The organism is Pseudomonas sp. Sample_10 (assembly GCF_004321495.1).
Taxonomy (GTDB): domain Bacteria; phylum Pseudomonadota; class Gammaproteobacteria; order Pseudomonadales; family Pseudomonadaceae; genus Aquipseudomonas.
In genome coordinates this window covers 1-13,909 of sequence record NZ_RCOE01000304.1, presented here as the reverse complement: position 1 = coordinate 13,909, position 13,909 = coordinate 1, and the positions used below count along the sequence as shown (strand labels likewise).

The following is a 13,909-nucleotide window of genomic DNA, read 5'->3' as shown; positions in this document are numbered from 1 at the left end:
TTAACCCTCCTTGACCAGGCCGAGATCAGTCAGCACGTTGCGCGTGGCGCTGTAGTAGCGCACGTAGCCGGTGCAACGGCAGATGTGATGACCGAGGCTGTCCTCGATGACTTTTTCCAGTTGGCTTTTGACGATGGGCTGTCGCTGCAGCTTCTCTACCAGCACCGTCGCGGCATTGACGAAGCCAGGCGCGCAGTAACTGCACTGGAAGGCGAATTCGTCGACGAAGCGCTGCTGGATCGGGTTCAGTTCAGTGACCTTGCCCTGCTCGTCGCGGGTCGCGTGGCCTTCGATGGTGCGCACCTTCTTGCCTTCGAAATAGTGCGCGCCAGTAATGCAGGTGCGCACTTCTTCGCTGGTGCCGTCCGGGTTATCAACGATCACCACGCAGGCGTGGCAAATGCCCTGGCCGCAGCCCAGGCGCGAACCGGTGAGGTTCTTGTACTCGTGCAGGTAATCGATCATCGGCAGGTCATCAGGGATGTCCACCGGGCCGACGGATTGACCGTTGAGGGTCAGTTGAAGCGGACGGTTAGCCATTGAGGGCCTCCTTGATGCGTGCAGAAGTGATAGGCAAGTCGCGGACACGTTTGCCGATGGCATGGGCCACAGCGTTTCCGATGGCACCGACCACCGGGATCATCACCACTTCGGCGATGCCTTTGGACGGGTCGCTCGGCGACAATGGCGGCAGGATTTCCGCAGTCTGTTTCCACACCGCAACGTGACGCGCCATCGGCAGGCGGTAACGGTTGAAGTTCCAGTCACCCTCCCCCGGCCCGCCTTCGTACAGCGGCATTTCTTCCATCAGCGCATGGCCGATGCCCATGGCGATGCCGCCTTCGAGCTGACCCTTGACCAGTTCCGGCACCAGTACCCGACCGCACTCGACCCACGAGTGATGGTTGAGCACCGACACTTCGTGCGAACCCTTGTTGACCTTCACTTCCACCAGCGTCGCCACCGGGCTGTAGTAAGTCACCGCCGCGTTGTTCAACTGGGTCGCCGGGTAGGCGATGTTCTGCCGGTCCAGCAGATGGAAACCAGCGCTGTTCATCTGCGCTTTCTTTGCTTTCGGCGCACCGTCGCCGTACTTCACCGCCAGGCCATCGAGCGGCAGACGCTCGCGCACGCCATCGATGCTGAACTCGGCCTCGGCCCAGCTCCAGCGGTTGAAACCATGGACCGTCGCGCCAGTGACCAGACCGCGCTCGTGAGCACGTTTGGCCAGCACTGCAAAAGGCAAAGGTTCCATGCCGTTGGCGGTGAGCTTGCCGTCAACCCAATGGGCGTCTTCACGGCGTACCACATAAGGGTTGGCCTGGCCGCCGTAAGGGCCTTGGCGCCAGATCTCCAGCGCCGCTGGCCACAAGCCGTGGTTGAACAGCACACGCGCCGCTTCACGGGTGGCGTGGCTGAAGTAGTACGCCGAGTTGGTGGCCGACGACGCCGAAGCGACCTTTCCGACCCAGCGCGGGTTGCGCAGGAAGTTGTCCTGCTCGGCCTGGCTCATGATGTAGGGGTTGCCGCCGCTGATCAGCTGCAACTCTTTCCATTCGGTTTCGCCAGTCTTCACTTCGTGTGCCGGGTTGCCGAGGAAATCGGCCACCACCATCGCCTGTGAAGTGGACATGCCGGTGCCGATTTCGATACCGATGTGGCGCAGGGTGATACGACCGTCAACGGTGTATTCGATGCTGGCCATCGGCGCTTCCGAACCGGTGCCGAAGTCTTTCTGGCAGATGGCGAAACCGACGCCGTACCAGTTGTCCGGGTCGGCTGATTCGCGTTGTTGCTTGATTGCGTCGCGGTTTTTCCAGGTGTCGTGAACGGCAGCCTTGTCGAGAATTTCATGCAGGCGCAAGGCACCGGCCGGGATCGCGCCCTGGGTGTTTTTCATGCCCGAACGCAGCGCATTCTTGCGCCGCAACTCAATGGCATCGACACCGAGGCGATCGGCGATTTCGTCGACCATCATCTCGGTGGACGCCATGCTTTGCAGGGTGCCGTAGCCACGCATCGAACCGGCTTCCACCGCGCGCGAATGATAGGCCGTGACCTGCAAATCGTTCTGCGGCATGTAGTAGATCGACTGCGCCGCCGTAGCGCCAACCGCTGCCACGGATGGGCTGTAGTTGACGCGTCCACCGCCGTCGACGCTCATCTCGGCGCGGAAAATCCTGAAGCTGTGATCGGTCTTGTCCACGGCCAGTTGATAGCGGATATCGAATGGATGGCGCTTGATGCCGCTCTGGAATTGCTCGTAGCGGTCGTTGGCCAAACGCACCGGTACACCGGCGCCGTACAACGCTGCGAGGGCGGCGTAGTAGACGAAAATGTTGTGGTCTTTGGAGCCGTAACCAACGGTGTAGCCCGGGTGCATGTTGAGGTTGGCCAGGCCGAAGCGCGACGGTGCGATCATCTTCGCGGTCTCGGTCGCGGTTTCCAGCGGACATTGGGTAGCGACGACAAAGTGCAGGGTCTTGGTCGCCGGGTCGTACCAGCCGTTGCCGTTGTCCGGTTCCATCGCGGCCGGTTCGATCGACGGCGTCTTGTAGCGCTCGTCGAACACCAGCCAGTTGTCCGGCGGGGTGTCGATCTGCTGCTTCATGCGTTCGGCGTAGAACAAGCCGCGCTCGGTCAGGTTGCCGTGCAGGTTCGGCTGGGAATTCCACACCGGGCGACGGTTTTTCAGCATCGGAAACAGGATCGAGTCCTTGAGGCTGGCGAATTCGTCTTCGTCCGCCGAGGTCGGCCCGCCCACGCGCACATAGCGGAAGCTGCCGTAGGGATCGCCTTCGTAATACGGCACCTTGGCACCGTAACGAATCGCTTTGTCATTGAATTTGAGTTGAGCCTTGGCCTTGCGGAACCGCTCGAAATCGTTCCAGATCAGGATCGCCACCGGGTGACCGATGAACATCGGCACCTTGCCTGCCGGCAGCAGCGGATCCGGCGCGTGTTCTTCAGGGAACACGATGCCGTCCTTGACCAGGTCATCGGCGGTGACGATGCGATCCGGTTGCAGATCGGCGCCTAGCCACGCCAGGTCGATGCCGGCAAAGATGTGGTCGGCCTTGATGGTTTTCAGCAGCATGGCGTGGCCTTGCTGCTGCGGCCAGCCCGGCATGTCCTTGGCGCGGATGTCGCGGGCAAAAACCTTGCTGCCGCAAACCTTGGACAAGGCATCGTTACGGGCGCGCGCCTGGCCATTGTTGCCGAGCCACTGCTCGGACGGCACGGTCACGCTGTTTTCCATCAAGGCGGCCAGCGCCTGGCTGCTCAATGGCGTGAGCGTCACGCTCACACCCGCTACCAGCCCGCCCTGAAGGAACGAGCGCCGGGATATATCACGGTTGGACATGGATCATCCTCTGGGCGGTTATGGGGTCCGCCCTTCTGGTTATGTACTGGGAATCTCGAGTCTTGCAGAAGCCCTTCTTGACGATGCAAAGGGCTGTGTCGACAGTGCAAAGCTGACCGAAAGGTTAACTTTAAAGGTTTATGCGCGTGCGGAAAACAAAAAACTGACCATGAGATCAAAAAACCGCGGCTTTTCGCCGCAGCAGGTCAATGAACAAACCCAACTCCCGACTGATGTGCTCCCCCTTGCGCAACAACAGTCCGAATGGCGCCAATTGCACATCCAGCTCCACCGGCAGCGCCACCACCAGGCCCATTTTCAGGTAGTCGCGCAGTGCGGTTTCCGACAGCACCATGATCGCGTCGGTCAGTTGAATCAGTTGCTGCATCGAGTACACCGAGCTGCATTCAATAATGTCTGCCGGCAGCGGCAGCGCCAGGCGCTGCAAGGCTTGATCCAGGCCGATGCGCGCCGGACTGGTTTCAGGTTGCAGAATCCAGGGCCAGCCGTTGACCAGTTCCGCCATTTCCAGCTTCTTGCGTCGGGCCAGCGGATGGCCAGCATGCACCACCACCAGCAAACGTTCATTGCCCAGTTGTTCGAAGACGTAGTGCTCACTGTCGGTGGCGGCGTTGCGCCGGGCGATGGCGAGGTCGATACGGCCCTGTTCCAGCAACTGGATCACCTGGTCACTGGTGTCACCCATGATGCGAATCCGCAATTGCGGATTGAGCGACTTGATCTCGGCAATCGAATCCATGACCAGATCCGGCGCTGCGCCCATGATGGTGCCGATCGACAAGTAGCCGTAACCGCCCTGCTGCCGCGCCATCAGGTCCTCGGCGCAACGGTCGAGACCGCTGAGGGCCGATTCGGCAAAACGCACCAGTTCCTGGCCCAGCGCCGTCGGTCGCATGCCCCGGGGCAAGCGTTCGAACAGGTCGCAACCGAACATGTCTTCAATTTCATGGAGCATGCGCGTGGCCGCCGGTTGCGACATGTTCAGGCTTTGCGAAGCGCGGTGCAGGTTCTGGCTGGTGCTGAGCGTCACCAGCATGTGCAAATGCTTGTAGCGCAGGCGATTGAGCAGGCTGCGGGAGATGATCGGCGTGGTCATGGCAAACCTTTTTATCGATACCCTCAAGGTATCAGTTGTGAGCTAGATTCGATTTGTAACGCATCGATCAGCGGCCGTACAGTCTTCCCCATAAGAACAAATGCCCTACCAAAGGAAAACTGCGATGAAGACTCTACCTGCGCCTCTGCTCGCCAAAATTTCCTGGCGGCTGCTGCCGTTTCTCTTGTTGATGTACATCATGGCCTTCCTCGACCGCGCCAACGTCGGGTTCGCCAAGCAAGCCTTCCAAGCCGATACCAACATCAGTGATGCCGCGTTCGCCTTTGGCGCCGGGGTGTTCTTTGTCGGTTATGCGCTGCTCGAAGTACCGAGCAACCTGATCCTGCACCGCGTCGGCGCCCGTTTGTGGATGTGCCGGATCATGGTCACCTGGGGCCTGGTTTCTGCAGCCATGGTCTTTGCCCACAACGAAACCACCTTCTACGTCCTGCGCTTTTTGCTGGGCGTGGCCGAAGCCGGGTTCTTCCCCGGGGTGATCCTTTACCTCACCTACTGGTTCCCCAGCGCTGTGCGCGGCAAGGCCATGGGTTTCTTTTACTTCGGTGCGCCGCTGGCGTTCATCTTCGGTAGCCCGTTGTCCGGTCTGCTGCTGGAACTGGACGGCTTTGCCGGGTTCCACGGCTGGCAATGGCTGTTCGCCGTTGAAGGCTTGATGGCCTCGGCAGTGGGCGTCTGGGCCTACTGGTATCTGGACAATCGCCCGGCCGATGCCAAGTGGCTGACCGTCGAAGAGCGCCAACAAGTGCAGAGCCTGCTCGATCAGGAAGACAGCCATAAACAGAACCACGGCCGCAGCCTGCTCAACGTGATTTGCCAGCCGTCGATACTTTACCTGTGCCTGATCTACCTGCTGATCCAGGCCAGCGTCTACGGCGTGGTGTTTTACCTGCCGACCCAGGTCGGTGGACTGCTCGGCACCAAGGTCGGGCTGATGGTTGGACTGGTCACCGCGATCCCATGGATCTGCGCTCTGATCGCCGCCTACCTGATTCCCGGCTACAGCGACCGTACCGGCGAACGTCGCCGCACCGCATGCCTGACTTTGCTCATGGCCGCCGCCGGGATCGCCTGCTCGGTAACCTTCAGCAACCCGCTGCTGGGCATCATCGCCCTGTGCTTCGCCGCTTCCGGTTTCATCGCCGTGCAACCGGTGTTCTGGACCTTCCCTTCCAGCTACCTCGCCGGCAGCGCCGCCGCAGCCGGGATCGCCCTGATCAACTCGTTCGGCGCCCTCGGCGGCTTCATCGCCCCGGTGCTGAAGAACTGGGCCGAAGGCGCTTTCCATTCACCGGCAGCCGGCTTGTACGTGCTGTCCGCTACCACTGTCATCGCCGCGTTGCTGGTGCTGGGCGTACGTGCGCCCGGGCATAAAGCCTCGAACAAACCGGCCACCATCTAACCTGACCGCCGTTTAAAAAAAGGAATCACACCATGGGCATTCCAACCATCAAGCACGTCCGAGCTTTCACCCTGCGCGGCGGTGGCGCGGATTATCACGATCAAGCGGACGGCCACTGGATCGACGATCACATTGCCACGCCAATGAGCAAATACCCCGAGTACCGCCAGAGCCGCCGCACCTTCGGCATCAACGTGCTTGGCACCTTGGTGGTCGAGATTGAAGCCAGCGACGGCACTGTCGGTTTCGCCGTGACCACGGGTGGTGAGCCTGCCGCTTACATCGTCGAGAAACACCTGGCGCGCTTCCTCGAAGGGGCTCGCGTCACCGACATCGAAAAAATCTGGGACCAGATGTACCAGTCGACCCTGTATTACGGGCGCAAAGGCATCGTGATCAACACGATCTCCGGCGTCGACCTGGCGCTGTGGGATTTGCTCGGCAAGATCCGCCAGGAGCCGGTGCATCAGTTGCTCGGTGGCGCGGTGCGCGACGAATTGCAGTTCTATGCCACCGGCGCCCGCCCGGACCTGGCGCAGAAAATGGGCTTCATCGGCGGCAAGATGCCGCTGCACCACGGCCCCGCCGAAGGCGAGGAAGGCTTGCGCAAGAACCTCGAAGAACTGGCGACCATGCGTGAACGCGTTGGCCCGGACTTCTGGCTGATGCTCGATTGCTGGATGAGCCTGGACCTCAACTACGCCACCAAACTGGCGGTCGGCGCCCACGAACATGGGTTGAAGTGGATCGAGGAAGCCCTGCCGCCGGACGATTACTGGGGCTACGCCGCCCTGCGCAACAACGTGCCCAAGGGCATGCTGGTGACCACCGGCGAACATGAAGCCACGCGCTGGGGCTTCCGCATGCTGCTGGAGATGGGCTGCTGCGACATCATTCAGCCGGATGTCGGCTGGTGCGGAGGCCTCACTGAACTGGTGAAAATCTCGGCCCTCGCCGACGCGCACAATGCGTTGGTCATTCCGCACGGTTCCTCGGTGTACAGCTATCACTTCGTCGCCACTCGCCATAACAGCCCGTTCGCCGAGTTCCTGATGATGGCGCCCAAGGCAGACGAAGTGGTGCCGATGTTCCATCCGCAATTGCTCGGCGAACCGGTGCCGGTCAATGGCCGCATGCGTCTGTCGGAACTTGATCAGCCCGGTTTCGGCGTGACACTCAACCCCGAATGCCAACTGCATCGGCCCTACAGCCGCTGAGAAAGGAGCTCGACATGAACATGCCGCACAACGCTTTCAAGGCTGCGCTGAACAAACCCGCGACCCAATACGGCATTTGGGCCGGGTTCGCCACCGGCTACGCCGCCGAGATCGTCGCCACCACCGGTTACGACTGGATGCTGATCGACGGCGAGCACGCGCCGAACACCGTGCCCGGCGTACTGACGCAATTGCAGGCAGTCGCCCCCTACTCCACCGCGCCAGTCGTGCGCGCGGTGAATGGCGATGCCAACCTGATCAAGCAACTGCTGGATATCGGCGCGCAGACACTGATGATCCCGATGGTTGAAACCGCCGAACAAGCCCAGGCACTGGTGCGCGCCATGCGTTACCCGCCCCACGGCATTCGCGGTGTCGGCGGCGGCCTGACCCGCGCCACACGCTGGGATGGCGTACCCGACTATCTCAATACCGCCCACGAACAACTGTGCCTGATCGTGCAGGTGGAATCGCGGATCGGCGTGGAAAACGTCGAAGCGATTGCTGCCGTCGAAGGCGTGGATGCGGTGTTTATCGGTCCGGCAGATCTGTCGATTGGTCTTGGTCATGCCGGCAATCCTGGCCATCCGGACGTTCAGCAACGTATCCGCCACGCGGTGGACGCCACGCTCGCGGCGGGCAAGGCCTGCGGCATCCTCGCCCCCAACGAAGAAGACGCCCGTCGCTACCAAAGCTGGGGCTGCCAGTTCATCGCGGTAGCCATCGACATCAGCTTGCTGCGTCAGAGCGCCATGGCCACCCTCGCCCGTTACCGCGAACCCGCCAGCACTCAAGCGCCTTCACGCACTTACTGATCTGCCAAGGAGTCGTCCCCATGTCGTCCGTGCCTGTTTACGAAAACTTCATCAACGGCCAGTTCGTGGCCAGCGCTGCCCACATCGATGTGATCAACCCGGCTACCGGCGCCGTGTTGTCGAAAGTCCCCGCCTCAACCGCCGAAGACGTCGAACGCGCCCTCGCCGCGGCCCGTGCGGCGCAAAAGGACTGGGCGCGCAAACCGGCCAATGATCGCGCCGGCTACCTGCGCCGCATCGCCACCAAGCTACGGGAAAACGTGCCGCACCTGGCACGCACGATCACCTTGGAACAAGGCAAGATCAGCAGCCTGGCCGAGGTCGAAGTCAACTTCACCGCTGACTACCTCGACTACATGGCCGAATGGGCGCGGCGTATCGAAGGCGAAATCATCACCAGTGACCGCCAGAACGAAAACATCTTCCTGTTCCGCAAACCGCTGGGCGTGGTGGCCGGGATTCTGCCGTGGAATTTCCCGTTCTTTCTGATCGCCCGCAAAATGGCCCCGGCGCTGTTGACCGGCAACACCATCGTCATCAAACCCAGCGAAGAAACCCCGAACAATTGCTTCGAATTCGCCCGCCTCGTGGCCGAAACCGACCTGCCGCCCGGCGTGTTCAACGTAGTCTGCGGTGACGGCCAGGTTGGCGCGGCGCTCAGTGGGCACAAAGGCGTGGACATGATCAGCTTCACCGGCAGCGTCGCCACCGGATCGCGCATCATGGCCGCCGCCGCGCCGAACATCACCAAGCTCAACCTGGAACTGGGCGGCAAAGCCCCGGCGATTGTACTGGCTGACGCTGACCTCGATCTGGCGGTCAAAGCCATCCGCGACTCACGCATCATCAACAGCGGCCAGGTGTGCAACTGCGCCGAGCGGGTGTATGTAGAGCGCAAGGTTGCGGATCAATTCATCGAACGCATCGCTGCGGCGATGAGCGCGACTCGCTATGGCGACCCAATCGCACAGCCCGACGTCGAGATGGGACCGCTGATCAATCGCCAAGGCCTGGATAGCGTCAACCGCAAAGTCCGTACTGCGTTGAGCCAGGGTGCAAACTTGATCAGTGGCGGACAGATGGCCGATCTGCCCAATGGCTTCCACTTCCAGCCCACTGTTTTAGCCGGTTGCCGCGCCGACATGGAAATCATGCGCGAAGAGATTTTCGGTCCGGTGCTGCCGATCCAGATCATCGATGACCTGGACGAAGCCATCGCCTTGGCCAACGACTGCGACTATGGCCTGACCTCGTCGATCTACACCCGTGACCTTGGCAAAACCCTGCATGCCATGCGCGAGCTGGATTTTGGCGAAACTTACGTCAACCGCGAGAACTTCGAAGCGATGCAAGGCTTCCATGCCGGTGTGCGTAAATCCGGGATTGGCGGAGCGGATGGCAAGCATGGGCTGTATGAGTACACCCATACCCATGCGGTTTATTTGCAGGGCTGAACGTTGCTTTGAACCTGTGGCGAGGGAGCTTGCTCCCGTCGGGGTGCGAAACGCCCCATGCGGGGACTGCTGCGCAGTCCAGCGCGAGCAAGCTCCCTCGCCACACTTGCTCAATGCTCAAAAATCCACAGTCGCCGACAGCAAATAGGTCCGCGGCGTCGACAGCGTCAAACCCGGCTCGCTGTCATCCGAAGCCCCGGCCGAACTCCAGTAACGCTTGTCGGCCACGTTCTCGACATTGGCCCGCACGGTAATGGTCTTTTCGTCGACCCTGAACGCATAGCGTGCGCCGACGTCGAATCGCTCCCAAGAGTCGATTTCTTTGTTGTTGGACTGATCCAGATACTGCGAACTGGAATAGATCCCGCGACTGGTCAAAGTCAGGCCCTGCACGTTCGGCACGTCCCACTCGGCACCGAGGTTGACGTTGTATTTCGGCGTCGCGGGCGCCCGGTTGCCGTCAAATGTGCCATTGGTGGTATCGGTCAACTCGCTGTCGATGTACATCACACCGCCGAGCAACCGAAACCCTTTGAGCGGTTCGCCAAAGACGCTCAACTCGACACCCTCGTTATTGCGTTTGCCATTGGGGCCGAAGACTCGCGTCGTGGCGTTGGTCTCGTAGGCCGGCTGCTTGATGCGAAACACCGCAGCGGTGACGGCGAATGCTCCGGCGTCGTACTTGGCACCGACTTCGACCTGGCGACTGATGAACGGCGGGAAAATCTCGTCCTCGTTCACCGAGGTCGACGGCGCGATCTTGCCCTGGCTCAAGCCTTCCATGTAGTTGGCGTACAGCGACAGCTTGTCGGTCGCCTTGAACAGAACGCCGCCCGATGGCGAGAACTTTTCTTCGTCGTAGGCGGTATCGCCTTTGACGTCATCCGACCAGTCGTCCACCTTCACTCGTTGCCAACGTCCACCGAGGGTCAGCAACACTCGGTCATCGAAAAAGCCCAGGGTGTCGGACAACGCTACGCTGCTGAAGCGGTTTTCGGTGTAGACCTCTGGATCCTGACGCGTCGGGCGCACTGGCGTTGGCGTTTCCACAGGGTTGTAGAGGTTGCTCGAGGCAGCGGCATAACGGGCGCCGCCGTTTTCGAAGTCCATGTAGAAATAGCTGGCCGCCAGGTTGACCTGATGGCTCACCGGCCCGGTATGGAACCAGTTGCGCACGCCCGCCGTGGCCGTGCGGACATTTTCGTCGCGGGTAAAGTCACGCGGCTGAACACTGAAATCGCCAGCGTCATTGGTGACCGCAACGGCATGCCGGAGGAAGTCATGGTTGCTTTTGCGCGCCCCCACGCCGCCGTACAGCATGACTGAATCGCTGACATCGAACTCGCCGTTCAGCGTGCCGAAGGTGTCCGTGGTTCGCGCCTGACTCCAGGGCTGCGCATAGTTGTCGCGGACATCGTTGGCATTCGGCACCTTTGCATTGGGGCCGATTTGCACGCGCTCTTGCGGGGCATCGGTATCGCGCTCAGTGTGGCCGATGTCAGTCGAAAGCCGCAGGCGCTCACCGCGAAAATCCAGACCCAGCACGGCCATCTCGCGGTCAACACTCTGGTGATCCCAGTCGGTGTCGCCGGACTGTTTCACGCCGTTGAAGCGAATGCCGAACATGTCACCTTCACCGAAACGCCGCCCGACATCCACGGCACCGCCGAGTTGGTTATCGGATGCATAGCTGCCGGTAAACGATGTGATCGGCTGGTCAGTGGCGCGCTTGGGCACCACGTTGATCCCGCCGCCCACGCTGCCTCGCGGCGAGATGCCATTGATCAGTTGGCTCGGGCCTTTGAGAATGTCGACGCGGTCGGCCATTTCCATATCGATCGTATAGGTTGGCAAGACGCCGTAGAGACCGTTATAGGAAACGTCGCTGTTGAACAGGCTGAGCCCGCGAATGGTGAATTGCTCGTAACGCCCGCCAGCCGGGTTGGTGGTGCGCACTGATGCATCGCTGGCGACCAGGTCGCCCAAGGTCCGTGCCTGTTGGTTTTTCACCGTTTCACTGGTGTAGGTGGTCATGCTGAACGGTGTTTCCATGAAATCCTGCGAGCCCAGCAACCCTTGCGACCCTCGGCGCGCGACCTGGCCGCCGACATACGGATCACCATGCTCGGAATCTTCTGCTGCCACGATAGAGGTCGCGCCCAATTGCAGGCTGGCGCCTGTAGGGGCCGGAATCAGAATGTAGGCGCGTTCGCCCACTGGCTGCAGTTGCAAGCCCGAGTTCTGCAACAAGCGGGCAAAGCCCTCTTCCACTCCGAACTCACCGGACAAGCCGGCGCTGCTGCGACCGCTGACCAGCGCCGGATCGACCGACAGATTGACCCCCGCCAAACCGGCGAACCGTGTCAACGCATCGCCAAGGCCTCCGGCGGGCACCTGGTAACTGCGACGGGCGGCGTCATCGGCCCAACTGCTGTTCATCAAAAGCGGGCTGGCACTGAGGCTCAACATCAGGCTCAGGCGCAACAACGGACGCAGACCGGACGACACCGGGCGCGGACAGCAGGACTTTACTGCGGGCATTTGAAGAAGCTCTCTTGTTCGTTCAGTTGCCTTGAATGACAAGCGAGTCGAGAAAAGGGGACAGACCTCACACAACTTTTTTGCGTGGCAGCAACGTCACCCAATAGCGGGTCCGCATTTGCACTTCCAGCGGCAGACTCGCAGAGAGCAGCGCGAGAATGCGATCGGTATCGTCCAGCCGAAAACTGCCGGTCACACGCAGCGTTTCGAGTTCCGGCTCCCAGCGCAAGACACCTGGCCGATAGGTGTCGAGTTCACGCAGGAAATCCCCCAACGGCTGATTGTTGGCCATCAGTACGCCTTCACGCCAACCGGGTTGGAGCACGTCAAAGGCTTGCACCGCTCCGGCACCTGACGCTCGCAAATTGGTTTGCTGACCGGCCCCAAGCGTGAGCAAGGCGCCCTGCAAAGGTCGCAACTGCACTGCACCGCTAAACACCGACACCCGGCAGCCCAGGGCATCCTGACGAACACAGACTTCGCTTTGATCAACGAGCACCTGACCGAACCGGGTCTGGATCGTCAGCGGTGAGACACCCGACACCTTCAACGACATTTCGCCCTCCACCAATTTCACATGGCGATTCGGCATGTCCACATCGACGGCGCTGGCGGTATTGAGTTGCAATTTGCTGCCATCGGCCAATTGCACCTGTTTGCGCTCGCCTGTGGCGGTGTGCAAATCGGCACGCCAGATTTCCAGCGGCAACTGCCGACTGATCAGCCAGGCCGCTGGCACCAAAGCCACCGCGCCCAAGGCACGCTTGAGCACCACGCGCCGTCCGGGATCAGGGCGGTCGAGCGTGCTCAGGGCCAATGCCGAGGGCAGGTCGGTAAAGCGTTGACGCAAGGCCTGTGCCTTCTGCCACGCGTGCTCGTGACTGGCCGAGGTTTCGCGCCACCGCTGCAGATTCGCGCGATCCTGCTCGGTGGCTGCGCCGGACTCCAGCAACGCCAGCCATTGCGCAGCGGCACGGACCACTTGGCGGGCGTCGGGCGCGGCACTGTTCACAGTTCCACCAACAGGCAGTGCTCGTAGGCCTGTGCCATGTAGCGCTTGATCGTGCGCTGCGACACTTTCAGGCGCTCGGCAATGTGCTGATAGCTCAAACCTTCAAGTTGACTCCAGAGGAACGCCCTGCGTACTGGGTGCGGCAATCCGTCGAGCAACTCGTCCAGCGCTTGCAGGGTTTCCAGCAACAGCCAGCGCTGCTCAGGGGACGGCACGCAGTCTTCAGGCAGCAATGCCAGCGCGTTCAGGTACGCCTGCTCCAGGCTACGTCGCTTGTAGAAGTTGCTCAGCAGGCGCTTGCCCACCGTCAGCAAATAGGCACGGGGTTCGTGTAGATCGGCAATCCGCTGAGAACTGGCGAGCAAACGCAAAAACGTATCCTGGCTGAGATCCGCCGCATCGCAGGCATTGCCCATGCGCCGCCTCAACCAGCCTTCAAGCCAGCCACGGTGATCGCGGTACAGGTCGTGAAGGGTTTGCTCCTTCGGCATCGCTGCATCACTCATCTCAAGAAGCCCTGTGCCAGGAGTCGTAAATGAGAGTGATTCTAATTAATGTTGCAGCGACGAACCAAGTGCTTTATGCAGCAAGTGCGCAGAAAGATCAGCAGCCAGGAGAAAAAGACAGTAAAAGCCAAATTTCAGACACAAAAAACCCCGGTCTTTCGACCAGGGTTTTTGCTATCGACTCGAAGCAACCAGTGGTTTCTTCGTAGCGCCAAGGCGTTCAGTGGGCCTTGGTGCGGATATGGCGCAGCGGACGGGACTCGAACCCGCGACCCCCGGCGTGACAGGCCGGTATTCTAACCGACTGAACTACCGCTGCGTATCGCTTTGGACTTTCGCCCAAGTAACTCGTCTGACTGGAAAGCTTCGAGGCTTTTCAATCTCGAGACAGGTAAACCTGACTCGGAAAATATGGCGCAGCGGACGGGACTCGAACCCGCGACCCCCGGCGTGACAGGCCGGT

General features: G+C 60.9%; 11 protein-coding genes and 1 tRNA gene. 5 read left to right on the top strand and 7 right to left on the bottom strand.

Features of this window, described 5'->3' with window-relative positions; all coding sequences use genetic code 11:
- The 3 genes from D8U18_RS28240 to D8U18_RS28230 form a co-directional block, all read right to left on the bottom strand.
- Positions 1–540 carry a (2Fe-2S)-binding protein gene (locus D8U18_RS28240; protein WP_007982256.1) on the bottom strand — a complete coding sequence of 180 codons (540 nt, stop codon included), beginning with the start codon at positions 538–540 and terminating at the stop codon, positions 1–3.
- A complete protein-coding gene (locus D8U18_RS28235) occupies positions 533–3,364 on the bottom strand; it encodes a xanthine dehydrogenase family protein molybdopterin-binding subunit (protein WP_131109240.1) in 2,832 nt (943 codons plus the stop codon). The genes D8U18_RS28240 and D8U18_RS28235 overlap by 8 nt, the downstream gene beginning before the upstream one ends.
- Before the next feature lie 175 nt (positions 3,365–3,539).
- Positions 3,540–4,481 carry a LysR family transcriptional regulator gene (locus tag D8U18_RS28230; protein WP_056853690.1) on the bottom strand — a complete coding sequence of 314 codons (942 nt, stop codon included), beginning with the start codon at positions 4,479–4,481 and terminating at the stop codon, positions 3,540–3,542.
- A gap of 124 nt (positions 4,482–4,605) precedes the next feature.
- Between D8U18_RS28230 and D8U18_RS28225 the strand changes: the two genes are divergently transcribed.
- From D8U18_RS28225 to aldA, 4 genes are read left to right on the top strand one after another with little or no spacing between them, the layout of a single operon-like run.
- Positions 4,606–5,901, top strand: coding sequence for an MFS transporter (locus D8U18_RS28225; RefSeq protein ID WP_056853691.1), 1,296 nt, complete (start codon positions 4,606–4,608; stop codon positions 5,899–5,901).
- Between the two features lie 32 nt (positions 5,902–5,933).
- Entirely contained in the window at positions 5,934–7,118 is a 1,185-nt protein-coding gene (rhmD, locus tag D8U18_RS28220) for an L-rhamnonate dehydratase (RefSeq protein WP_056853692.1), read from the top strand.
- Positions 7,119–7,132: 14 nt separating this feature from the next.
- Positions 7,133–7,933, top strand: coding sequence for an HpcH/HpaI aldolase/citrate lyase family protein (locus tag D8U18_RS28215; RefSeq protein ID WP_130905364.1), 801 nt, complete (start codon positions 7,133–7,135; stop codon positions 7,931–7,933).
- Positions 7,934–7,953: 20 nt separating this feature from the next.
- The gene (gene aldA, locus D8U18_RS28210) at positions 7,954–9,387 is read left to right on the top strand and encodes an aldehyde dehydrogenase (RefSeq protein WP_056853694.1); all 1,434 of its coding nucleotides are present in this window, start codon (positions 7,954–7,956) and stop codon (positions 9,385–9,387) included.
- 117 nt (positions 9,388–9,504) lie between these two features.
- On the opposite strand, the gene D8U18_RS28205 is transcribed toward aldA, so the two are convergent.
- From D8U18_RS28205 to D8U18_RS28195, 3 genes are all read right to left on the bottom strand, one after another.
- Complete coding sequence (locus D8U18_RS28205) at positions 9,505–11,928, bottom strand: TonB-dependent receptor (RefSeq protein WP_131109238.1); 2,424 nt, start codon at positions 11,926–11,928, stop codon at positions 9,505–9,507.
- Positions 11,929–11,995: 67 nt separating this feature from the next.
- Positions 11,996–12,940, bottom strand: coding sequence for a FecR domain-containing protein (locus tag D8U18_RS28200; protein ID WP_131109236.1), 945 nt, complete (start codon positions 12,938–12,940; stop codon positions 11,996–11,998).
- On the bottom strand, positions 12,937–13,446 hold the full coding sequence (locus D8U18_RS28195) for a sigma-70 family RNA polymerase sigma factor (protein ID WP_131109235.1): 510 nt from the start codon (positions 13,444–13,446) through the stop codon (positions 12,937–12,939). The genes D8U18_RS28200 and D8U18_RS28195 overlap by 4 nt, the downstream gene beginning before the upstream one ends.
- Before the next feature lie 29 nt (positions 13,447–13,475).
- On the opposite strand from D8U18_RS28195, the gene D8U18_RS28190 reads away from it, so the two are divergent.
- Positions 13,476–13,655 (top strand): hypothetical protein, encoded by a 180-nt coding sequence (locus D8U18_RS28190; protein WP_130932128.1) that lies wholly within the window; start codon positions 13,476–13,478, stop codon positions 13,653–13,655.
- A gap of 33 nt (positions 13,656–13,688) precedes the next feature.
- Here D8U18_RS28190 and D8U18_RS28185 read toward each other — a convergent pair.
- Positions 13,689–13,765, bottom strand: a tRNA-Asp gene (locus D8U18_RS28185).
- Positions 13,766–13,909: the final 144 nt, after the last annotated feature.